Origin of the sequence: Bacillus sp. FSL K6-1106 (genome assembly GCF_038005245.1) — a bacterium.
Classification (GTDB): Bacteria; Bacillota; Bacilli; order Bacillales; family Bacillaceae; genus Bacillus; species Bacillus altitudinis.
In genome coordinates this window covers 639591-662803 of sequence record NZ_JBBOSV010000001.1, presented here as the reverse complement: position 1 = coordinate 662803, position 23213 = coordinate 639591, and the positions used below count along the sequence as shown (strand labels likewise).

The following is a 23213-nucleotide window of genomic DNA, read 5'->3' as shown; positions in this document are numbered from 1 at the left end:
TTGAAGGAGTGAACACATGAAGTATGTGATGGGAATTGATCTTGGAACGAGCGGAGTCAAAGCGATATTAGTAGATGAGAGCGGGAAGGTATGCTGCGAGACGACTAAATCTTACCGCCTCATTCAAAGCAAACCAGGTTATTGTGAGCAAAATCCTGAAGACTGGGTAGAGCAGACGATGGCTGCGATGACAGAACTTATGGAGAGAAAGCCTGTTCAGTCAATGCAGGTAGAAGGCATCAGTTTTTCTGGACAAATGCACGGACTTGTTTTATTGGATGAATCCCTTCAGGTGCTCAGGCCTGCCATCTTGTGGAATGACACAAGAACAACACCGCAATGCGTGCGCATGACAGAAAAGCTAGGAGGCAGGCTGCAAGCGATCACAAAAAATCAGGCGTTAGAAGGGTTTACACTGCCAAAGTTGTTATGGGTAAAGGAACACGAACCAGAAATTGATCAACGAATCCATTTGTTTTTACTTCCAAAAGATTATGTCAGATATCGATTAACCGGCGCTATTCATATGGACTATTCTGATGCGGCTGGTACGTTACTGTTGGATATTGGAGAACAAACATGGAGTGAGGAGATTTGTCAAACCTTTGATATTCCGATTCGTATTTGCCCGCCGCTCGTTTCATCGGAGGCGGAGGTTGGAACACTTTTGCCGCAGATCGCAAAGGAAACCGGGATGACAGAAGAGGCGAAGGTTTTTGCGGGTGGAGCGGATAATGCTTGCGGTGCCATTGGTGCCGGCATTTTATCATCAGGTCACACACTATGCAGCATTGGCACATCAGGTGTCATTCTTTCTTATGAAGAAAATCATAACAGAGAGCTGAATGGAAACTTGCATTTATTCCATCATGCAAAAAAAGACGCTTTTTATACAATGGGAGTCACTTTATCAGCAGGTTATAGCCTCGATTGGATTAAATCTTTACTTGCTCCAAATGATTCGTTTAAAGCCCTTTTAGCCGGAGCGAAGGATATAGCGCCTGGCGCAAATGGATTGCTGTTTACGCCATATTTAGTTGGGGAAAGAACGCCTCATGCAGATTCAGTCATTCGTGGAAGCTTCATTGGATTAGACAGCCGGCATGAAAAAGCGCATATGGTTAGAGCTGTGCTCGAAGGAATCACTTTTTCATTAAATGAATCGATCGCTTTATTCAGGCAGGCCGGAAAAAGAATCGATGCTATTGTGTCCATTGGTGGAGGTGCGAGAAGTCATACATGGCTTCAAATGCAGGCAGACATTTTTCAAGCTAAGGTGATTCAGCTTGAAAATGAGCAAGGGCCTGCGTTAGGTGCAGCGATGCTTGCAGCAGTTGGATACGGCTGGTACGAGTCACTTGAGGCGTGCGCGGATCAGTTTATCCATCAAGCGGCCGTATTTACACCAAATCAACAGCATGTCGATGTATATGATCATCTCTTTCGTTTGTATCAAAGCATTTATACAAACACAAGAGACATTCATGTGGGTCTAGCACAGTATCGATAATCTAGTAGTGAGAAGGTGCATGAAAGGAGGTGATGAATTCGTTTCATCTTAGAGATGACAGAATCAAAAGGATGAAAAAGGAGAGGAATGGAAGATGAATTTGAGAAAATTAAGACTGTTGTTTGTGATGTGTATTGGACTGACGCTTATACTGACGGCTGTACCAGCACATGCGAGAACCATTACGAATAATGAAATGGGTAACCATAGCGGGTACGATTATGAATTATGGAAGGATTATGGAAACACCTCGATGACACTCAATAACGGCGGGGCATTTAGTGCAGGCTGGAACAATATCGGAAATGCTTTATTTCGAAAAGGAAAAAAGTTTGATTCCACTAGAACTCACCATCAACTTGGCAACATCTCCATCAATTACAACGCAAGTTTTAACCCAGTCGGGAATTCCTATTTATGTGTCTATGGCTGGACACAATCTCCATTAGCAGAATACTACATTGTTGATTCATGGGGCACATACCGTCCAACAGGGACACATAAAGGAACATTTTATGCAGACGGGGGCACATATGACATTTATGAAACAACCCGTGTCAATCAGCCTTCCATTATCGGGATCGCAACCTTCAAGCAATATTGGAGTGTACGTCAAACGAAACGTACAAGCGGAACGGTCTCCGTCAGTGCGCATTTTAAAAAATGGGAAAGCTTAGGGATGCCAATGGGGAAAATGTATGAAACGGCATTTACTGTAGAAGGCTACCAAAGCAGCGGAAGTGCAAATGTGATGACCAATCAGCTGTTTATTGGCAACTAAAAAAGTCAAAGAAAAGAGCCGGGAGCAAAACGCCTGGCTCTTTCTATCATAATTTTTCAACTTCGACTCTGCCGGAAAAGAACGTCGCACCACCGCCCATATCTGCCAAACGATCAGGTGTGAGGCCATTCACCAAATGTTTTTTGCCTTTTTGGTCTGCCCATAATCCCTGGCTGACAACAACGCCAGATAACACATTTTGTCCGACTGACACGATGAGCTCGCATTCTCCTCGATCATTCAGCACACGAACCATGTCCCCATCTTCAATCTGTCTTTCTTTTGCATCTTGTTCATTCATATGAAGCTTCGGATATTTCTCAAGCTTTTGATGCTTCTCATGAAGAGAGAAGGTGGAATTAAGAAAATTATGGTTTGGTCCCGGTATAAACGTCAGTGGATAATCACTTTCCTTGAATAAAGGTACATAGGTTGGAAGGGCTGGATATCCATCTTTTTTCATTTGTTCAGAGTAAAGCTCAATTTTCCCGCTTGGGGTAGGGAGCTTTAAATCTTCGAAAGGCCCTCGTTTTGCTTTGATCCACTTTTTCTCTTTTAACGCTTGATATGAAATGTTTTCATAGTGCGGATTTTCAGGATGATGAAGAGCTTGTTCCATTAGTTCCGCATCTGTGTCTTTAAAGGCTTCATCTTCAAAGCCCATCGCATGAGCCAAAAGACGAAACACTTCTGTGTTTGATTTGCTTTCTCCATAACGTTCTATAACAGGTTCTTGAATTTGAATGTAATGATGCCAGTAAGAAGTATAAAAATCCTCATTTTCAAAGGCAGAGGTCGCTGGCAGAACAATATCCGCATAAGAGGCTGTCTCTGTCATGAACAAGTCATGGACAACCGTAAATAAGTCTTCCCGCATCAAACCGTCTCTTACTTTATTTGCTTCAGGTGTCACAACAGCCGGGTTGCAAGAGTAGACAAAAAGAGAATCAATAGAAGGTTCTGCGTTCGTTAGCACGCTGCCCAGCTGATTCATATTAAATGTTCTAGGTTCGCGTTCCTTTAATAATTCCGGCCGCTGAAGAGCGATTTCATTATAACTAAGAAAAGAAGAGTTCGATTTCATCGCACCGCCGCCTTTGTGCAGCCATTGACCGGTGAGGGCAGGGAGGCAGGAGATGGTTCGAATACTCATACCGCCATTATCGTGATGCTGTAGCCCATTGCCAATACGAATGAGAGACGGCGATGTCTCTGCGTACATTCTCGCAAGTGTGATGATGTCTTCTTTCGGGACACCCGTGATTTGTTCAACCGTTTCTGGATCGTACTGCTTCACATGCTCGCGAAGTTCGTTGTGACCGACCGTGTAAGTCTCTAAAAATGACGTATCTGTGAGGTCTTCTTTAAAAAGGACATGCATGATCCCAAGAGCTAGCGCACTGTCAGTGCCAGGGCGAAGCGGAATGAACCAATCTGCCATCCGGCCCGTTTGGTTTTTGTGCACATCAATGACGACAATTTTAGCCCCTTGCTTTCGAGCTTTTTGTGCCAACGTGATTTGATGCATATTGGTTGAAACCGCATTGATGCCCCAAAAGATAAATAGTTTCGTATGAATGGTCTCTTCTGGGTCTGTCCCGATGCTTGCGCCCATTGTATATTTATAGCCAGTTGTTCCGGCTGATTGACAAATGGTTCGGTCTAGCTGACTTGAGCCAAGTCGATAGAAAAAGCGGCGGTCCATTCCTTCTGCATTGAGATTCCCCATATTCCCATAGAAGCTGTAAGGCAAAATGCTTTCTGGTCCTTTTTCTTCGATCAGTTTTGTCCATTTTTGACGAATGGTTTCAATCGCTTCTTCCCACGTAATTGGAGCAAACTGCCGGTCACCTTTTTGACCTACACGTTTTAATGGTGTTGTCAGACGTTTTTCATCATATAAACGAGCTGTGACATTCCGCACTTTATTGCAAATGTTTCCTTGAGTGACTGGATGATCTGGATCTCCTTGAACTTTAACGATCTTTCCGTTCTCTTTATGTATTAAAAGACCGCACTGATCAGGGCAATCTAACGAACAAACTGATTTGAATATTCCGTCTTTCATTGCTGTGTAATCGGTCATACGTTTAGCTTCCTTTCCGAATTCCGTGATCACTGTACATATGGATTTTATTTTAGCATGTTCAGACGAGGAAGGTAAGGATAAGTATATGAAAAAAAGCCCCTAATGAAAGGGACTTTTAAAAACGGGTGACCTGCACAGGGAATTCTTTGACCCCAAACACAAACGTGCTTTGAATCGGTTTCAGCTGATCTGCCGCACAGGTGATTTCTCGAAACGTACGGAGTAAAATCTCAAGTGCTAGATGAGCCTCAAGCCGGGCGAGAGGGGCACCAAGACAAAAATGGATGCCGAAGCCAAAGCTCAAATGTGGATTTGATTTTCTGTCAAGACGAAACGTATCTGGATCGTCAAACTTCCGTTCATCACGATTCGCAGATGCCACCCAGCTGATAAGATAGTCTCCTTTTTCAATGTGAGAACCGGCAATCTGAACATCCTCTGCTGCAACTCGCCCAATCGCTTGAACAGGCGGATAATAGCGCAGCGTTTCTTCTGTCAATTGAGGAATGAGAGACAGGTCTTGCCGCACTGATTCGGCGATATGCGGCTGCTCTGTTAAAAGTCGTACGGCATTTGTAATTAAATTCGTTGTTGTTTCATTACCAGCAACGAGTAAGAGTATACAAAAGCCAAGCAGTTCATTTTCTGATAAACGCTCACCGTCAATTTCCGCTTGGATGAGAAGGGAGATTAAGTCATCGGCTGGCGTTTCTTTTCGTTTTTGGATCAAATGAGCAAAGTACTCTGACAGCTCTTTTTCTGCTTGTTTTTGCATGTCGACAACGACTTGAACAGCTTCTTTTGAATCATCTTTGGCTCCTGCAACTAGAGTATCTGAATGTTTTTTGATCAGCTCTCTGTCTTTCACTTCTGCACCGAGAAGCTCGGCGATGATCATGACAGGTAGGGGAGCGGCCAGATCTTGCACAATATCGAAGGTCCGTTGATCCTTTACTTGATGTAATAGATCATGGGTCAAGTCTTTGATCTTTTCTTCTATTTGTTTGATCGCTTTTGGCGTGAAGGCTTTATTGACGAGTGCTCTCATTTTGGTATGTTTTGGAGGGTCCATTGTTAAAATACTCGTTTTAGATGTGCTTCTTCCTCGCTGTGATGAAAACACTTTTGGCTGCTTCAGAACGGACTGAATATCAGCATATCGAAAAAGATCCCAGCACTTTCTCGTTTCATCGTATCGAATATCACCCTGCGATCGTAATTCATTGTAGATAGGGAATGGGAAAAGAAGGTCATCTGTAGATCGGATTTCTTTCATTGGGATGACATTGACGTAATTTTCTTTTACTTTCATTATGAACGCTCCTTTTTCTCTTGATTCCCTTTCACGGTATCACCACAAAAAAAGCATTTCAACGGACATGTTTTCTAAAATATGTCAATAGTCTAATCGAAAGATTCAAACACATTCTTCCTATAGGAAAATAGAAAGCCATCAAAATGATAGCGCTTTCTAAAAACTAGAATTGAAGTCACCGAAACCAAAAATAAAATGGTGAATTCAGTCGAACGAAAGGGTACTATGATTCAAATCTGTATAGTTCTTTTGATCTAAATTGATGATTTTAAAAAACACGGCTAACATACATACCGCAAGCTGTTCAGCGTGTATTCGGGACTTTTGAAAAGCGCTGGCTCTTTCTTGACACGATTTCTCATCATGTTACGATAACTAACGTGCGAAAAACACGAACAAAAAGCGAACAAGGGAGAGGATCAATATCATTGATCAAAAGAAAGTTGCTTTCATTGGAGCAGGTTCTATGGCGGAAGGAATGATTGCAGGTATTGTGCGATCAGGTCAGATGCCGCTCAGCCAAATTTACGCAACAAACAAGCAAAATAAGCAGCGATTAAACGAACTAACGAAACGCTACGGAATCCAAATAGCCACAATGGATTCATTTCCTTTTGAAGAAATGGATATGTTGATCCTGGCAATGAAGCCAAAGGATGCTGAAACAGCACTTGAATCATTAAAACCTCATATTCAGAAAGATCAGCTCATCCTGTCTGTACTTGCAGGTGTGAAATCATCGTATATTGAAGACATGCTGCATGAAGGGCAGCCTGTTATGCGAGTAATGCCAAATACGTCAAGTACGATTGGGGCGTCGGCGACCGCTTTATCTGCTGGACGTTATGTGAAAAATGAACATGTAAGCATGAGTCGGGCTCTTTTATCTGAAATGGGAGAAGTGTATACCATTCAGGAAGAGCAAATGGATATTTTCACAGGAATTGCCGGAAGTGGTCCAGCTTATTTTTATTTCTTAATGGAAAGAATCGAAGAGGCTGGAGAAGAAGCTGGCTTATCAAAAGAAATGTCCCGTCAAATCGGTACACAGACACTTCTCGGTGCAGCGAAGATGCTGCAAGAAACAGCTGAAAATCCTTCTGTCCTCAGAGAAAAAATTACGTCACCTAATGGAACAACTGCTGCAGGACTAGATGCATTAGATGATTTTGGCGGAGGAGAAGCCATCAAACAGGCTGTCAAACATGCTGCCAATCGATCAAAAGAAATAAGTGAACAGCAAAAACAAAAAGTAACGATATAAATAGAGCCTCAATACAGGAGTGATAAGGTGTACGCAGATAAAGAGAGAAAACGAATTGTTGTGAAAATCGGAAGCAGCTCTCTTACTAGCTTTCAAGGTGAGATTAGTTTAAAAAAACTAGAAAACCTCGTCAATCAAATTGTAAAACTCAAAGATGAAGGACACGAAGTCATTTTGGTCTCATCTGGTGCGGTTGCAGCTGGTTACCGAAAATTAGGGTTTATTGATAGACCGAAAACACTGCCAGAAAAACAGGCGTCTGCCTCAATAGGGCAAGGGCTTTTAATGGAGTCATATTCTACTTTATTTTTATCGCACGGTTATATTGCTTCACAGCTATTAATTACAAGAAGCGATTTTTCAGATGAAACGCGCTATCAAAATGTGCGAAATACAATGAATGTGTTATTAGATCGAGGGATCATCCCGATTATTAATGAGAATGATACAGTGACGATCAATCGGTTGAAGTTTGGAGATAATGATACATTGTCTGCAAAAGTAGCTGGACTGATTGATGCGGATTTCCTCGCTATTTTATCTGATATTGACGGCTTGTATGAAGATAACCCTCATACAAACCCGAATGCGAAGAGAATTCTAGAAGTCACAGAAATCACAGAAGACATCGAAGCAGCCGCTGGAGATGCGGGAAGCAGCGTTGGCACAGGCGGAATGAAATCAAAACTCGACGCCTTTAAAATTTCAATGGCCTCAGGCATCAATGGCTTTTTGGGAAAAGCCGATACACCTCACATTTTAGACAAAGCCATCAACGGGACAGAGGACGGCACTTATTTTACAGCTGACGAAAATTTAGCGCCGCTGAATTATAAAAAACAGTGGATTGCTTTTCATTCTGGCCCAAAAGGCGAAATCGTTGTTCAAGAGAAAACACAGGAGCTTCTCATGCATCGTGAGAAAAGTCTGGATTCTGACGGCATAGTCAATGTAAAGGGTTCGTTTAAAAAAGGCGATGTTGTCCGTATTTTAGATCAAGATGAAAGAGAAATAGGGCTTGGCATTGTCAATTATGCGTCCGACGAACTCGCACTGAACGGTGACTTGCTACAGGATGAAGTGGTGCATGTCGTAGATCTTGAAGCGTTTGTTTGTCATTTAGATTTATCAATACCAGTTTGCTAATCATAAGGGAGGAATTTCATGACACTGACAGCTGAAGTTGTCACATCGGTCAAAGAAAAAGCGAAAAAAGCAAAGCACGTATCAAAAAAACTAGGTTTACTTCAAACAGAGGAAAAAAATGAGGCGCTGCTGAAAATAGCAGAAACACTCGAACAGCAAAGTGATTTTATTTTACAGGAAAATCAAAAGGATTTAGAGGCAGGAAAAGAAAAGGGCTTCTCTGAAGCATTAATGGATCGATTAATGTTAAATGAAGAGAGAATTCATGAGTTTGCGGAAAGTTTGCGGCTTGTGACGAGATTAACAGATCCTGTTGGAGAAATATTGGATGAATGGACTCTTGAGAACGGCTTACATGTGAAAAGTCGAAGAGTACCGCTCGGCGTGATCGGGATGATCTATGAAGCGAGACCGAATGTCACTGTCGATGCAGCAGGGCTTGCCCTCAAGGCAGGCAACTCAGTGATTTTAAAAGGCGGTTCCTCCGCTATTTCTTCCAACAAAGCCATCGTCCGTGTCATTCATGAGGCATTGGATCAAACAAAGATCCCTCGTGATGCGGTACAGTTTATTGAACAAACAGACCGTTCATCGGTTCAAGCGATGTTTCATCTAAAAGAATGGATCGATGTTTTAATTCCGAGAGGCGGGGCTTCGTTAATCAAAACAGTTGTAGAAGAATCGACCATTCCAGTTCTTGAAACAGGGACAGGGAACTGCCATATCTTTATTGATCAAACAGCGAATGTAGAAAAAGCCATTCAGATTGTCATCAATGCGAAAACAAATCGTCCGGCCGTTTGTAATGCGCTTGAGACTCTGATCGTTCATCGCGATTGGCTGAAAGAAAATGGTGCAGGATTGAATGAAGCATTGCTTCAGCATCATGTCACTGTGCATGGAGATCAAGACGCTCAATCTTTCTTTTCCGAAGCGGTTCCTGCGGAGGAAGTGGATTGGACAGATGAGTATTTAAGTCTTGATCTTGCGGTGAAAGTCGTTGACTCAATTGAGGACGCCATTCACCACATTGATCAGTACGGAACGAAACATTCAGAAGCCATCGTAACAGAGGATGAAAAAAACGCACAAATCTTTCTAAACGAAGTCGATGCGGCCGCTGTTTATCATAACGCATCTACACGTTTTACAGATGGCGGTGCACTAGGATATGGCGCTGAAATTGGCATTTCTACTCAAAAGCTGCACGCAAGAGGGCCAATGGGACTTCCTGCACTGACAACGACAAAGCTGCTTCTATCTGGTGATGGTCAGATTAGAAGCTAGAATGAATGTAAAGAACACTACCTTTCTAACTTGAGGTAGTGTTTTTTAGTGACTGATGAAAGAAGAGAGAAAAAAGGGAACGACATGGAAACGATGCTGAAGCACTGACAACTCTTGAAAAAGAAGACAAAGGGCTAAAATAAAGTCCATTTTAGCCCTTTGTCAACAATCTGAAACTCCCCATAAGAGGGAGTTTTTTATGAACTTGAACGGTCTTTTTTCATGACTTTCTCAAATTTGAAAAATTCAAATGTCTCAGGCGCTAAAGGGTCATTTTCTTGATCGTTCTCATGAGGCAAGCTCGGATCTGGATGGTGCAAGTGATAAAACTCAACAATCTGAAACCCGCATTTGTTCACATAAAAATGAATGTTGCGCTTTTCAAAATAAGGAGTGACAACTTCCCACACCTTCGTTTCTGGATATTGCGCCTCAATGGCTTTCCATGCTGCCTGACCAATGCCTCGGCTGTGAGATGATGAAGAAATGTATAATAGGTCCACCGAATTGCGGTGTGTGAGAGGGTTGATTTTTAAAACAACCCCTCCTGCCTTTTGACCGTTTAGTAAAATATGATAGACAAGGTTCTCAGTCGAATAAAAAGATTCATCAATAGACTCATCAGGAGGAATTGGTCCACCTTCTGCATCGCCAAATGCATCAATGATGCCAGCTGTGAAAGCATCTTGCAGTTCTTTTTTCATCAAAGGGAAGTCTTCTTGATTTGCAAGTGATAATGTGACTTGATCTTGTGCGATTTTGTTCATGTGTAAATCCTTTCTCCACATATGTGGTGTTTCTGCATGTTATCATAAAGGATGGAGTAACTCCATAGTCAAGAAAGGAGCCCTAAAAATGATGAACGATGTTCAAAAAACATTTTTAACTGGAGAATTTGCGGCATTATTTGAAGTGAAAAAAGATACACTGCTCTATTATGATAAGATCGATTTGTTTAAGCCGGCAGGTGTTCAGGAAAATGGGTACCGTTATTATACGTTTGAACAGTTTGATCATTTCATGGCCATTCAATCTCTTCGCGCTGTTCAATTTCCGATCAAGCAATTAAAACAATACTTTACTGAGCCTTCTCAGGAAAAATTGCAAATCCTGGCGATTGAGCAAGCAGAAAAGGTCGGGGAGGAGATCCAAAAACTACAGGATATTCAATCTTTCCTTTTTCGTGTGATCGAGACAACGAATGAATTATCATCAGTGAAAACAGGGGAGGTCTTGTTTCAAGAACTGCCAGAAGAACCGATCGTCCTCAGTACATCAAACCCGATTGATTCAAACACACCTATAGAAGAAATTTCTCGAATTGTAGGAGAATTTCTGAAAGGGATTGGTATTAAAGGTGCCGCGGCAAATGGTTCTGTTTTAAACAAGGAGCAGTTTATGCAGCGTCATTATCATCAATCTGATAGGCTGTTTTGCCGAATGGAAGGGCCGGATGCAGTCAAAAAGCCAGCGGGTCTATATGCAGTCATGTATCAACAAGGAACATATGAAGAGATGGAGACTGCCTATTCACGTTTATTAGATCGAATCGAAGCAGAGGATATGATACTGGATGGAGATGTCTTTGAGGAGTATTTACTTCATTCTCTGATGTCTAAAAATGAAGCGGATTACATGACAAAACTCAGTGTGAAAGTCAGAAAACGGGAAGCTTAAGGCATCACAAAAAGGATAGACAGGCATTTTCACATGCTGTCTATCCTTTTTGGTGCTGTTTAACCGACTTGGTTTTCGGCAAATTGACTCATATAGAGGTCGGCATAAAAGCCTTTTTCTTTCAAAAGCTCACGATGAGTTCCTTTTTCAATGATCGTGCCATCTTTCATGACTAAAATGAGATCGGCATCTTTAATCGTTGAAAGTCGATGTGCAATGACGAAGCTTGTTCTGCCGTTCATTAATTCATTCATCGCTTTTTGAATATGCATCTCTGTCCGTGTATCGACACTGCTTGTTGCTTCATCTAAGATTAATATCTTCGGATCAGATAAGATGGCACGGGCGATGGTTAACAGTTGACGCTGACCTTGTGAGAGGTTGCCGGCATCTTCTGTTAAGAGTGTGTCATATCCATCTGGAAGGGTGCGGATGAAATCGTCTGCATAGGCATGTTTAGCGGCCTTCAACACATCCTCTTTTGAAACATTTGGTCTGCCATATGCGATGTTGTCATAAATTGTGCCTTCAAAGAGCCATGTATCCTGAAGAACCATCGCAAATAAGTCACGCACTTGCTCTCGGCTGAGGTCGGTTGTTTTTACGCCGCCAATGCGAATGGAGCCTTGATCTAGCTCGTAAAAGCGCATTAACAGATTAATAATCGTTGTTTTTCCAGCGCCTGTTGGCCCAACAATGGCAACTGTTTGTCCTTCTCGGACTTGTAAATTCAAATCTTTAATAATGGGTTGATCTTTCTCATAACCGAAGTGAACGTGCTCAAAGGCCACATCTCCGGAAAGGGATTTAAGATCAATCGCTGCATCTTCTTCCGCATGTTCTTCTTCCTCATCCAGAATTTCAAACACTCGTTCAGCAGAAGCGATAGCAGATTGAACTAAGTTTGCAACACTGGATGCTTGCACAAGCGGCTGCGACATTTGTTGTGTGTATTGGATAAATGCTTGCACATCCCCAACACGAATATTCCCGTTAATGACAAGAATTCCGCCAGCAACACTTACCGCCACATAGCCAAGATTCCCAATAAAGGTCATCATCGGCATCATTAAGCCGGAGATAAATTGTGCTTTTCTTGAAGATTCATATAGTTGTTCGTTTAATTGATCAAATGTATCAATGGCTTTCTTTTCATAGCCATACGCACGAACCGTCTGATGTCCTGTGAACATTTCATTAATATGTCCATTGATCATCCCTAGTTCTTTTTGCTGTGCTTTAAAATGCTTTTGCGAAAATGATGTAATGCCTCGAATCGCAAACAAACTAAGAGGTAGCGTCAAACAAACAAGCAGCGTCAGTAGCGGACTGATGAAAAGCATCATGACGACAATTCCAATGACTGTAATGACAGATGTGATCACTTGCGTGAGTGCCTGCTGTAAAGAAGTATTAATATTATCAATGTCGTTCATCACCCGGCTCAGCGTGTCTCCATGTGTTGTTTTATCAAAATAACGAAGGGGGAGACGTGTGAGCTTGTCATTTGCTTCTTGCCTTAATTCAGCAATGGTCTGCTGCGAGACACCCGCCATTACATATTGCTGCACGAATGAGAAGAGAGATGCCACGACATATAATAGAACAAGCAACAATAAAATGCGTGAAATGACATCGAATTGAACGCCAGTTCCTTGTGTAAAACTTTCAAATAGGGAAGAGGTGGCATCCCCAAGTAATTTTGGACTGACGACATTAAAAACGGTTGAACCGATCGCTGCAATCAGGACAATGATCAGCTGAAATTTCCTCGGTTTTAAATAGCCCGTTAAACGAAGAAGTGTTTTTTTAAATTCCTTCGGTTTTTGTACTGGGCCCCTTGGGTGACCGCCTTTATGTCCCATTCCAGAAGACATTTTTTTACTCATCCTTGCTCCACCTCCTGACCTTCCTGTGATGCGACTATTTCTTGATAGACAAGGTTATCTTTCAGTAACTGTTCATGTGTACCGATACCTGCTATTTTTCCATCATCTAACACAATGATTTTATCGCTATGCTTCACTGTACTGATTCTTTGAGCCACAATAATCAAAGCAGCATGCTCTTTTTCAGCTTCTAGCGCTGACCGAAGTTTTGCATCCGTTTTGTAATCAAGGGCAGAGAAGCTATCGTCAAACAGGTAGAATGCAGGTTTTCTTACGAGTGCTCTTGCGATCGAAAGACGTTGTTTTTGACCGCCAGAGAGATTCGAACCCCTTTGGTCTATCTCTGCGTGAATTCCGCCATCTTTTTGCAAAACAAATTCTTCGGCCTGTGCTGTCCGCAGTGCCTGCCAAATCTCGTCATCTGTAGCATCTCGTTTGCCAAAGCGCACATTATCAGCAATGGTTCCGCTAAATAAAATGGCTTTTTGAGAAACATAACCCATCTGACTTCTCAGTTTCTCTTGAGGCAATTCTCTAATATCGACACCATCTAATGTAATTTTTCCTTCTGTTGCTTCATAAAAACGTGTCATCAGCTGAAGAAGTGTCGTTTTCCCGGAACCTGTACTGCCGATGATCGCCGTCGTTTCACCTTTTTTGGCTTCAAACGTCATGTCTTGAACGGCTGGTTTTTCAGCATTTGAATAATAAAATGACACATCCTCAAAGCGAATGGACTGGGCTGGCTGATCAAGTTTAGTGACAGCTTCTTTTTTGTCTTTAATTTTTGGTTCTAGATTTAACACTTCATTCATCCGTTTAGCTGATGCCTGAGCTCTAGGCACCATAATAAAACTCATAGACAGCATAATGAGTGCCATTAAAATCATCATCGCATATTGAATGAAGGCGATTAGATTCCCGACTTCCATCTGTCCGGCATCAATCCGATTAGCGCCAATCCAGACAATGCCGATATTCGTGAAGTTCATGATAATGAGCATAAAAGGGAACAAGTACGCCATTAATCGATTGACTTTAAGGCCAGTATCCTTATACGATGTATTGGCTTCTTGAAAACGTTCTTTTTCGTCATCTACTCGGTTAAACGCTCGAATGACCCGAATGCCTGAAAGCGACTCTCTCATAATCAAGTTCAGCCGGTCCGTTTTTTTCTGAAGCTGGCCAAAGAGGGGGATCGCTTTTCTCGACACTAAATAAATGAACCCGCCAAGAAGGGGAAGAGCTGCTAAAAAGATGAGAGATAACACAGCATCTCTAGATACAGCCAAAATAATTCCACCAACGAGCATAAGAGGCGCCCGTGTCATCATTTGTAAGATCATGATCGTGACATCTTGAACTTGTTTCACATCATTTGTGGATCTTGTAATAAAGGAAGATGTCCCGATTTTTTGAAATTCTTCTAATGAGAATTGTTCGACATGCACAAACAGCTGTCTTCTCATATCACGCCCGAAGCCTAGAGCTGTCTTAGATGACAAGTAGGACTTCCAAATCGTGAGCAAGATGGCAAGTAAAGAACAACCCACCATCCAGCCCCCAACTTTCCATATATAAGCGACATCTCCTTGGACGATCCCGACATCAACGATATCTGCCGTAAGCGTCGGTAAATACAGCTGGAGCATACTGCTTAAAAAGGTGAGAATCACAATGGACACAACGGATAGCCGATAGGGCTTTAAAAACGATAAAATTGATTTCATACGATTACCTTTCTTCCATATAGTCTGTTGTTCTGTAACTCATCATATACAAAGAGGGATTATTTCTACAAATGAAATGTCTTGTTTTAATGAATTATTTATATTGTTCAATTTTTGAAAAGAAGTCCTTTACAAACATATAAAAATCATGGGCAGAAGGAGACATCTCTCTCGATTTAGACGCAATAATTCCGACCGTTCTTCTCACTTGAGGGAAATCAATGGGAATTTTCACTGTAAATCGCGGTGTTGTTTCATAAAAAGCACTTTCGGGTAATAAAGTAACGCCCATACCCGCTGACACAAGACCTTTAATGGCATCCAAATCTTCTCCTTCAGATGAGATAGTTGGCTCATAGCCAGCCTGCTTACAGGCATCAACCGCAATTTGTCTCAGCACATATCCTTCAGGAAATAAAACGAAATGGTCTTTTCTCAAATCACTTAAATGAATACTTCTTTGCCCGCTAAAGGGGTGACTAATAGGCAAAAGGGCATAAATGCTTTCGGAAAACAAGATATTTCCTTCTATTTGAGGATCGTTTGTCGGGACGGGTCCTAAAAAGGCAAGATCAATGTCTCGATTTTTGACAGCTTCAATCAGAAACTTATAGGAACCTTGACGAAGTAAAAAATCGACCTCTGGATATTCCATCTTAAATGCGGAAATGACAGAAGGGAGCACTTGGCTTGCTAGACTTGTAGGAAATCCAATGTTCACTGTCCCTTTGTGGGGGTCTAAGTATTCATCAATTTGTTCTTTGGCGTAATCTATCGCTTTTAGGGCAGTTCTGACATGGTCCAAAAATTGTCTGCCGATTTTCGTTAATTTGATATTTCGTCCTTCTCGTTCGAATAAAGCCACTCCAAGTTCTTCTTCTAAATTGGCAATCTGCCGGCTGATGGCAGATTGGGCAACGTGTAAGTTTTCAGCCGCTTCTGACACGTGTTCACGGTCAGCAACTTCTACAAAATAACGTAATTGACGAAGCTCCATTTTTGCACTTCACACCCATCTATCTCAAAAAGAGATTGTTTTGATCTAAATTATATATTGTTTATATTAATTTGAAAACTTAAAATAAGTTACAGAGTTTGTGAGATTTTATTACTGTGAAAAAACGGATCTTTTAAACGGGGGAGAGAAACGATGACTTATAATCAACTACCACAACCACAAGGTCTCTACCGTCCTGAATTTGAACATGATGCATGTGGAATCGGACTGTACGCCCATTTAAAAGGGGAGGCGACACATAGCATCGTCAAAAAGGGATTGCAAATGCTGTGCCAGCTTGATCACCGCGGCGGGCAAGGCAGTGATCCGTATACAGGTGATGGTGCCGGATTAATGGTACAACTGCCAGACGCTTTTTTTAGAAAGAACTGCCAAGACTTTGCACTTCCTGAAAAGGGCCGTTACGGGGTAGGAATGGTGTTCTTTTCAAAAGATGATGATGCCAAAACGCGTCAAGCGATCGAACAAAAGATCAACGGCTTCATTAAACAAGAAGGGCAAACATTAATTGGCTGGAGAACGGTCCCTGTTGATGCTGGGAAAATTGGAACGGTTGCAGCGAAGAGCTGTCCGGTTGTCCGGCAAGTGTTCATCGGAGCAAACGACAACGTAACAGACCGTTTGTCATTTGAACGAAAATTATACGTCATCCGTAAGCAGGCTGAAAACTGGGGAACAGCAGAAGAAAAACAATTTTACTTTGTCAGTCTGTCTAGTCAAACCATTGTATATAAGGGGCTTTTAACATCAGATCAAGTTGATGCTTTTTATCTTGATCTACAGGATGAAACATTTGTTTCTGCATTTTCACTCGTTCATTCAAGATTTAGTACAAATACATTCCCGACATGGGAACGAGCGCATCCAAACCGTTACTTAATTCATAACGGAGAAATCAACACATTAAGAGGAAACATCAATTGGATGAGAGCAAGAGAACAACAATTTGTGTCTGAAGCCTTCGGAGAAGATCTAGACAAGATTTTGCCAGTGCTGAATGCAGACGGAAGTGATTCATCCATTTTAGACAATGCCTTTGAATTTTTCGTGCTTGCAGGGCGTACTCCTGCTCATACAGCGATGATGCTGATTCCTGAGCCGTGGACGGAGAATACGCACATGTCTAAAGAGAAACGGGCATTTTATGAATATCATAGTTCGTTAATGGAGCCGTGGGATGGCCCGACAGCGATTTCGTTTACGGATGGTAAACAAATCGGCGCCATCTTAGATCGGAACGGATTAAGACCTGCGAGATACTACGTAACAAATGACGATCATATCATTTTCTCATCTGAGGTCGGCGTCATCGACACAAATGAAGAAGATGTGAAGTATAAAGACCGTCTTGAACCAGGTAAAATGCTGTTAATCGATTTAGAAGAAGGACGCATTATTTCTGATGAAGAAGTGAAATCTTCGATTGCGAATGAACTTCCTTATCAAAAATGGCTCGATGAAGAAATGGTTCACGTCAATCGCTCTGAAGAAAATTCAGAAAATTCTAGTATAATGAGTGATTTGTTAACACGTCAGCGTGCTTTCCATTATACGTACGAAGACATTCAAAAGTATTTAATTCCTTTACTTGAAGAAGGCAAGGACCCAATCGGCTCAATGGGAAGTGATACACCGCTTGCTGTGTTATCAGATCGTGCGCAGTCGCTGTTTTCTTATTTTAAACAGCTGTTTGCTCAAGTCACGAACCCGCCAATTGATGCCATTCGTGAGCAGCTCGTTACATCGACCATGACTTGGTTAGGTACTGAGGGAGATATTTTACATCCAAATGAATATTCATGCCGAAGAATTAAACTTTATACACCTGTTTTAACAAGCGGGCAGTTCAACGGCTTGAAAACGATTGTTCATAACGCCTTTAAAAGCAAAACGATTCATACACTTTTCACTGATGACCTAAAACGTGGTCTTGATGCGATGTTTGAAGAGGCAGAAAAAGCCATTCGTGAAGGGGTATCTTTACTAATTCTTTCCGATCGTGACATGACGGAAGAAAAAGTGCCGATTCCACCACTTCTTGCATTGAGTGCACTTCATCAGCATCTTGTGCGTCAAGGCTTACGAACAAAGGTGAGCTTAATCGTCGAATCTGGAGAAGTAAGAGAGGTTCATCATTTTGCGGCACTGATTGGCTACGGTGCAGATGCGATCCATCCGTACCTCGTTTACGAAACATACAAACAGCTTATTGCTGAAGAAGCGATTGCGATTAGCTTTGATGAAGCTGTCACAAAGTTTGGGAAAAGTGTGACTGAGGGCGTAGTTAAAGTAATGTCTAAAGTGGGAATTTCCACTGTCCAAAGCTATCGAGGCGCACAAATTTTTGAAGCAGTCGGCATTAGTGAAGATGTCATCCAGGCGTATTTCACAGGAACAGCTTCTCAGCTAGGCGGTATTGATCTTGACACCATTGCAAGTGAAGCAAAGCTTCGTCATGAGGCTGGGTATCAGGCATCAACTGATCAAACGCTAGAATCAGGCAGTGAGTTCCAGTGGAGAAAAAATGGAGAGCATCATGCCTTTAATCCAAAAACCATTCATACCCTTCAGTGGGCATGCCGCAACGAAGATTATGATCTATTTAAGCAATATACGAAGGCGGCGGATGAAGAACGAATTGGTTTCCTTAGAAATCTATTTGCTTTTCGTTCAAAACAAAAGCCAGTTCGTCTAGAAGAAGTTGAATCTGCTGAATCCATTGTACGCCGCTTTAAGACAGGTGCGATGTCATTTGGTTCACTAAGTAAAGAAGCGCATGAAGCACTAGCGATTGCGATGAACCGAATTGGCGGCAAAAGCAACAGCGGAGAAGGCGGGGAAGACCCTGCACGCTTCACAGTAGATGAGCACGGGGATGATCGCAGAAGTGCGATTAAACAGATTGCTTCTGGCCGCTTTGGCGTGAAAAGTCATTATTTAGTCAATGCAGATGAACTGCAAATTAAAATGGCGCAAGGTGCAAAGCCGGGAGAAGGCGGACAGCTGCCAGGAAATAAAGTATATCCTTGGGTCGCAGACGTACGTGGTTCTACGCCAGGTGTTGGCCTAATCTCACCACCGCCTCACCATGATATTTATTCAATCGAGGATTTGGCTCAATTGATCCATGATTTGAAAAACGCAAACCGTGATGCACGCATCAGTGTCAAGCTAGTTTCTAAAGCTGGCGTTGGTACGATTGCAGCAGGTGTCGCAAAAGGGACAGCGGATGTCATCGTAATTAGTGGATATGATGGCGGTACTGGAGCTTCTCCGAAAACAAGTATTAAACATACAGGACTTCCTTGGGAGCTTGGATTGGCAGAAGCGCATCAAACCCTTGTCTTAAACGGCCTTCGAGAGCGAGTCGTTCTTGAAACGGATGGCAAATTAATGACAGGACGCGACGTTGTCATGGCTGCGATTTTAGGAGCAGAAGAATACGGCTTTGCGACAGCTCCACTTGTCGTATTAGGATGCGTCATGATGAGAGCATGTCATTTAGATACTTGCCCAGTCGGAGTCGCTACTCAAAACCCAGAACTTCGCAAAAAATTCATGGGTGACCCTGATCACATTGTCAACTTCATGATGTTTATTGCAGAGGAAGTAAGAGAAATTTTAGCTGAACTTGGCTTTACATCAATGGATGAATTGATTGGGCGTACGGATGTTTTATCAGTAAGTGAAAGAGCAAAAGCACACTGGAAAGCAGGACAGCTGAACCTTGAAACCCTGCTATATCAGCCAGAGGGACCACGCACATTCAGAACGCCGCAAAATCATAAAATTGATGAATCACTGGATATGAATGAGATTCTCCCTTATGTACAGGAAGCGCTCGATCATCAAACACCGGTTGATCTGTCACTAAACATTCGCAACATTCACCGTGTAGCTGGAACGATTACGGGCAGTGAAGTGTCTAAGCGCTACGGAGAAGAAGGTCTGCCAGAGGATACGATCACACTTCGGTTCACTGGTTCAGCTGGACAAAGCTTCGGCGCATTTGTTCCAAAGGGGATGTCTTTATATTTAACAGGTGACTCAAATGACTATATCGGCAAAGGACTCTCTGGAGGCAAAATTGCTGTCAAAACATCTGATCACTTTGTACAAAATGGACATGAGAACGTGATTGTCGGTAACGTTGCATTTTACGGCGCGACAAGCGGAAAAGCGTTTATTAACGGTCGTGCAGGTGAACGTTTTGCCGTGCGTAATTCAGGTGTCAATGTGGTCGTTGAAGGAATCGGTGATCACGGCTGTGAATACATGACTGGCGGACGTGTTGTCATTTTAGGTGACGTTGGGAAGAACTTTGGCGCAGGGATGTCTGGCGGTATCGCTTACGTGCATACATCCGATGCAAAACAGTTCAAAAGAATGTGTAACATGGAAATGATCATGTTTGAAAAACTCACAGATCACGAAGAAGAACAAGAAGTGAAGCAAATGATTCAGGAACACCTTGATTATACAAACAGCTCAAAAGCAGCAGCGCTTCTAGAGAACTGGGCACAAGAAAAGAATCAATTCATTAAGATCATTCCGAGAAACTACAAAATGATGCTTCAATGCATTGAGGAACAAAAACAAGCAGGCCTCAGCCACGAGGAAGCTGTTATGTTCGCATTTGAAGCAAACACAAAACCGAAAAATAAAGAAACGGCAAACGGGCAAAAAGCAGCCGTCGCTCATTAAGAAAGGGGAGAGGACAATGGGCAAAGCAACAGGTTTTATGGATTATAAAAGAGAAAAGCCAAATGAACGTGACCCTCTCACTCGTCAAAATGACTGGAAAGAATATTCAGCTCCTTATACAGATGAGGTATTGAAACAGCAGGGTGCTAGATGTATGGATTGCGGAACACCGTTTTGTCAAATTGGAATGGAGATCAGGGGCGGCGTTTCTGGCTGCCCGATCTACAATTTAATTCCAGAATGGAATGACCTTGTCTACCGGGGCAGATGGAAAGAAGCGCTTGAAAGACTACAAAAAACGAACAATTTCCCTGAATTTACTGGAAGAGTATGTCCAGCACCTTGTGAAGGCTCATGTACCGTCGCGATCAATGATCCAGCAGTATCGATTAAAAATATCGAACGGACGATCATTGATAAAGGTTTTGAAAATGGCTGGATTACACCAAGAATTCCTTCAAGTCGTACAGGGAAAAAGATCGCCATTGTCGGATCAGGACCAGCAGGAATGGCAAGTGCAGACCAACTAAACCAAGCAGGACACGCTGTAACCGTGTTTGAACGATCTGATCGTCTAGGAGGACTGCTCACTTATGGTATTCCGAATATGAAGCTCGACAAAGAAGTCGTGGAGCGAAGAGTCAAACTTTTAAGACAAGAAGGCATTGACTTTGTGACCAATACAGAAATTGGTGTGGATATCACGGCTGATGAACTGAAAGAGCAATTTGATGCGGTCATCCTTTGTACAGGTGCACAAAAGCAGCGTGACCTGTTAATTGAAGGCAGGGAAGCAAAAGGGATTCACCTGGCAATGGATTATTTAACACTCGCAACAAAAAGCATGCTTGATTCAGGATTCAAAGATAAAAACTTTATTGACGCAAAAGGGAAAGACGTCATTGTGATTGGCGGAGGAGATACAGGCGCTGACTGCGTCGCAACTGCACTTCGCCAAAAAGCAAAAAGTGTTGTTCAATTCGGAAAGCATCCAAAGCTTCCAGATACACGTGTAGGGGATAACATGTGGCCAGAACAGCCTTATGTCTTCTCTCTAGATTATGCTTACGAAGAAGCACAAGCAAAATTTGGAGAAGACCCGCGCCAATATTCGATTCAAACCACAAAGATTGTGGCTGATAAAAATGGGAAGTTAAAAGAGCTTCATACCATTCAAATGGAAAAGGTGAAAAACGAGCAAGGGAAGTTTGAATTTCATGAGATTCCAGGAACAGAGAAGGTATGGCCAGCTCAGCTAGTCTTTATTGCGATTGGTTTTGAGGGAACTGAACAGCCACTAGTGAAACACTTTGGCGTGGACAGCAAAAACAATCGGATTGACGCAAAATATGGGGAATATACAACGAATGTAGAAGGCGTATTTGCAGCGGGAGATGCAAGACGCGGTCAAAGCTTAATTGTCTGGGCAATTAACGAAGGCAGACAAGTGGCGCACGAGGTAGACCGTTATTTAATGGGGAGTTCGGTTCTGCCAAAATAGGTCAAACAAAGGGTGTTTACCATATATAGAGAAAAGCCATGACCAAAGAGTGGTCATGGCTTTTTATGATTCAGACATGGTTGGCTGGATAATGACTTTTTTACGTTTGAACTGGGATACAACCAAACAGAGGAAGACAGCAAGAACAAAAAGAGAAATGGTCAAAAAGCCAAACGTATAGGAGCCCGTCATTTCTTTTAAACTGCCAAGAACGTTTGGTAAAAAGAATCCCCCAATGCCGCCTGCAGCCCCTACAATTCCAGTCACAATCCCAATTTCCTTATGAAACACTTGCGGCACAAGCTGGAACACCGCCCCATTCCCCATACCAAGACACATCATTCCGACAAATAAAAGCGCAATGACCACTGGTAAAGCAGGTAGACTACTCACTGCCCCTAAACAGATACCAATCAAAGCAAATAAACCGAGCAGTACTTTCATCCCGCCAATTTTATCGGCAATCAAACCGCCAACTGGCCGAAAGAAGCTGCCTGCCGCCACGCAAAGCGTCACAAAATCACCGGCATGAATTTTCGAAATCGCATATTGGTCCACAAAGAAAATACTCAAGAAACTTGAAAGGCCGACAAAACCACCGAATGTAATTGCATAAAGAAGACAGAAAAACCACGTTGTCTTTACTTTAAAGACTGAAAAATAGGACCGAAGCGGCTGAGGGGCCGGCTGGTTTGGTGCATCTTTTGCTGTGAAAATAAAAAACAAAAAGACGAAACTTAAAGGAATAAGAGCGAGCCCCATCACTGTATGCCAGCCATACATCTCCGCAAGCCTTGGTCCAAAGAGTGTCGAGATCAGTGTTCCGCTGTTTCCGGCGCCGGCAATTCCCATCGCTACCCCTTGTAAATGAGGAGGGTACCAGCGGCTTGCCATCGGTAAAGCGACCGCAAAACTCGCACCTGCAACCCCTAATAAAATCCCGATCAGTACTAGCTCTGAAAGGGTTGTACCACCGAAAAACCCCCATATAAGCGGAATGGTGGTCAAAATCATGCCCATCATCGCTGTTTTTTTAGGTCCCATTCGGTCTGTTAATAGGCCTAGCACAATTCGAAAAAAAGATCCAGATAAAATCGGAATGGCTACAATCATGCCTTTTTCTATTGTCGATAAGGCAAAATCTTGTGCAATAAAAGCACCGAGTGCCCCCAGTAAAACCCAAATCATGAAACTCACATCAAAATATAAAAATGAACCAAACAATGTCTTAGGATGACCACTAGAAGTCAATTCTGAGAGTTTCACAAAACCCCTCCTTTATTTTGAATTTTCTGACTTAAA

At 42.5% G+C, this 23213-nt stretch carries 15 protein-coding genes; 8 read left to right on the top strand and 7 right to left on the bottom strand.

The window, feature by feature from the left end:
- The first annotated feature begins 16 nt into the window (after window positions 1–16).
- Together xylB and MHI20_RS03290 are read left to right on the top strand one after the other, a co-directional pair.
- Complete coding sequence (xylB, locus tag MHI20_RS03295; RefSeq protein ID WP_340936708.1) at window positions 17–1510, top strand: xylulokinase; 1494 nt, start codon at window positions 17–19, stop codon at window positions 1508–1510.
- Window positions 1511–1604: 94 nt separating this feature from the next.
- The gene (locus MHI20_RS03290) at window positions 1605–2291 is read left to right on the top strand and encodes a glycoside hydrolase family 11 protein (protein WP_008346560.1); all 687 of its coding nucleotides are present in this window, start codon (window positions 1605–1607) and stop codon (window positions 2289–2291) included.
- A gap of 46 nt (window positions 2292–2337) precedes the next feature.
- Here MHI20_RS03290 and MHI20_RS03285 read toward each other — a convergent pair whose 3' ends face one another.
- Both MHI20_RS03285 and MHI20_RS03280 read right to left on the bottom strand, forming a co-directional pair.
- A complete protein-coding gene (locus MHI20_RS03285) occupies window positions 2338–4377 on the bottom strand; it encodes a molybdopterin oxidoreductase family protein (protein WP_340936704.1) in 2040 nt (679 codons plus the stop codon).
- A gap of 118 nt (window positions 4378–4495) precedes the next feature.
- A complete protein-coding gene (locus MHI20_RS03280; RefSeq protein ID WP_340936702.1) occupies window positions 4496–5692 on the bottom strand; it encodes a cytochrome P450 in 1197 nt (398 codons plus the stop codon).
- Between the two features lie 469 nt (window positions 5693–6161).
- Between MHI20_RS03280 and proC the strand changes: the two genes are divergently transcribed.
- From proC to MHI20_RS03265, 3 genes are read left to right on the top strand one after another with little or no spacing between them, the layout of a single operon-like run.
- On the top strand, window positions 6162–6959 hold the full coding sequence (gene proC, locus MHI20_RS03275) for a pyrroline-5-carboxylate reductase (RefSeq protein WP_411814112.1): 798 nt from the start codon (window positions 6162–6164) through the stop codon (window positions 6957–6959).
- Window positions 6960–6986: 27 nt separating this feature from the next.
- Window positions 6987–8105, top strand: coding sequence for a glutamate 5-kinase (proB, locus tag MHI20_RS03270; RefSeq protein WP_025207481.1), 1119 nt, complete (start codon window positions 6987–6989; stop codon window positions 8103–8105).
- Between the two features lie 18 nt (window positions 8106–8123).
- The gene (locus MHI20_RS03265) at window positions 8124–9392 is read left to right on the top strand and encodes a glutamate-5-semialdehyde dehydrogenase (RefSeq protein WP_324657292.1); all 1269 of its coding nucleotides are present in this window, start codon (window positions 8124–8126) and stop codon (window positions 9390–9392) included.
- Between the two features lie 197 nt (window positions 9393–9589).
- On the opposite strand, the gene MHI20_RS03260 is transcribed toward MHI20_RS03265, so the two are convergent.
- Window positions 9590–10159 (bottom strand): GNAT family N-acetyltransferase, encoded by a 570-nt coding sequence (locus MHI20_RS03260; RefSeq protein ID WP_058336761.1) that lies wholly within the window; start codon window positions 10157–10159, stop codon window positions 9590–9592.
- Window positions 10160–10247: 88 nt separating this feature from the next.
- On the opposite strand from MHI20_RS03260, the gene MHI20_RS03255 reads away from it, so the two are divergent.
- Complete coding sequence (locus MHI20_RS03255; protein WP_340936695.1) at window positions 10248–11069, top strand: MerR family transcriptional regulator; 822 nt, start codon at window positions 10248–10250, stop codon at window positions 11067–11069.
- Between the two features lie 59 nt (window positions 11070–11128).
- Here the strand turns inward: MHI20_RS03255 and MHI20_RS03250 are convergent, their stop codons facing one another.
- The 3 genes from MHI20_RS03250 to MHI20_RS03240 form a co-directional block, all read right to left on the bottom strand.
- Window positions 11129–12958: an ABC transporter ATP-binding protein gene (locus tag MHI20_RS03250; protein ID WP_203143335.1), complete on the bottom strand. Its 1830-nt coding sequence runs from the start codon at window positions 12956–12958 to the stop codon at window positions 11129–11131.
- The gene (locus MHI20_RS03245) at window positions 12955–14688 is read right to left on the bottom strand and encodes an ABC transporter ATP-binding protein (RefSeq protein WP_203143333.1); all 1734 of its coding nucleotides are present in this window, start codon (window positions 14686–14688) and stop codon (window positions 12955–12957) included. Before MHI20_RS03245 ends, MHI20_RS03250 begins: the two co-directional genes overlap by 4 nt.
- Window positions 14689–14782: 94 nt before the next feature.
- Window positions 14783–15685 (bottom strand): LysR family transcriptional regulator, encoded by a 903-nt coding sequence (locus tag MHI20_RS03240; protein ID WP_056704310.1) that lies wholly within the window; start codon window positions 15683–15685, stop codon window positions 14783–14785.
- 153 nt (window positions 15686–15838) lie between these two features.
- Here MHI20_RS03240 and gltB point away from each other — a divergent pair, with 153 nt between their 5' ends.
- Together gltB and gltD are read left to right on the top strand one after the other, a co-directional pair.
- Window positions 15839–20410, top strand: coding sequence for a glutamate synthase large subunit (gene gltB, locus MHI20_RS03235; protein WP_340936689.1), 4572 nt, complete (start codon window positions 15839–15841; stop codon window positions 20408–20410).
- A gap of 16 nt (window positions 20411–20426) precedes the next feature.
- Window positions 20427–21911, top strand: a complete 1485-nt coding sequence (gene gltD / locus MHI20_RS03230; protein ID WP_047946545.1) for a glutamate synthase small subunit — start codon at window positions 20427–20429, stop codon at window positions 21909–21911.
- 63 nt (window positions 21912–21974) lie between these two features.
- Here the strand turns inward: gltD and MHI20_RS03225 are convergent, their stop codons facing one another.
- Complete coding sequence (locus MHI20_RS03225; protein ID WP_017367412.1) at window positions 21975–23177, bottom strand: nitrate/nitrite transporter; 1203 nt, start codon at window positions 23175–23177, stop codon at window positions 21975–21977.
- Window positions 23178–23213 lie beyond the last annotated feature (36 nt).

Excerpts from the sequence above, each read along its gene's own strand:
- proC (WP_411814112.1), top strand. The coding sequence starts at position 6,162 with ATGGCGGAAGGAATGATTGCAGGTATTGTGCGATCAGGTCAGATGCCG.
- MHI20_RS03250 (WP_203143335.1), bottom strand. The coding sequence starts at position 12,958 with ATGAGTAAAAAAATGTCTTCTGGAATGGGACATAAAGGCGGTCACCCA.
- MHI20_RS03255 (WP_340936695.1), top strand. The coding sequence starts at position 10,248 with ATGATGAACGATGTTCAAAAAACATTTTTAACTGGAGAATTTGCGGCA.
- gltD (WP_047946545.1), top strand. The coding sequence starts at position 20,427 with ATGGGCAAAGCAACAGGTTTTATGGATTATAAAAGAGAAAAGCCAAAT.
- MHI20_RS03260 (WP_058336761.1), bottom strand. The coding sequence starts at position 10,159 with ATGAACAAAATCGCACAAGATCAAGTCACATTATCACTTGCAAATCAA.
- MHI20_RS03245 (WP_203143333.1), bottom strand. The coding sequence starts at position 14,688 with ATGAAATCAATTTTATCGTTTTTAAAGCCCTATCGGCTATCCGTTGTG.
- MHI20_RS03280 (WP_340936702.1), bottom strand. The coding sequence starts at position 5,692 with ATGAAAGTAAAAGAAAATTACGTCAATGTCATCCCAATGAAAGAAATC.
- MHI20_RS03290 (WP_008346560.1), top strand. The coding sequence starts at position 1,605 with ATGAATTTGAGAAAATTAAGACTGTTGTTTGTGATGTGTATTGGACTG.
- MHI20_RS03240 (WP_056704310.1), bottom strand. The coding sequence starts at position 15,685 with ATGGAGCTTCGTCAATTACGTTATTTTGTAGAAGTTGCTGACCGTGAA.
- MHI20_RS03285 (WP_340936704.1), bottom strand. The coding sequence starts at position 4,377 with ATGACCGATTACACAGCAATGAAAGACGGAATATTCAAATCAGTTTGT.
- gltB (WP_340936689.1), top strand. The coding sequence starts at position 15,839 with ATGACTTATAATCAACTACCACAACCACAAGGTCTCTACCGTCCTGAA.
- MHI20_RS03265 (WP_324657292.1), top strand. The coding sequence starts at position 8,124 with ATGACACTGACAGCTGAAGTTGTCACATCGGTCAAAGAAAAAGCGAAA.
- xylB (WP_340936708.1), top strand. The coding sequence starts at position 17 with ATGAAGTATGTGATGGGAATTGATCTTGGAACGAGCGGAGTCAAAGCG.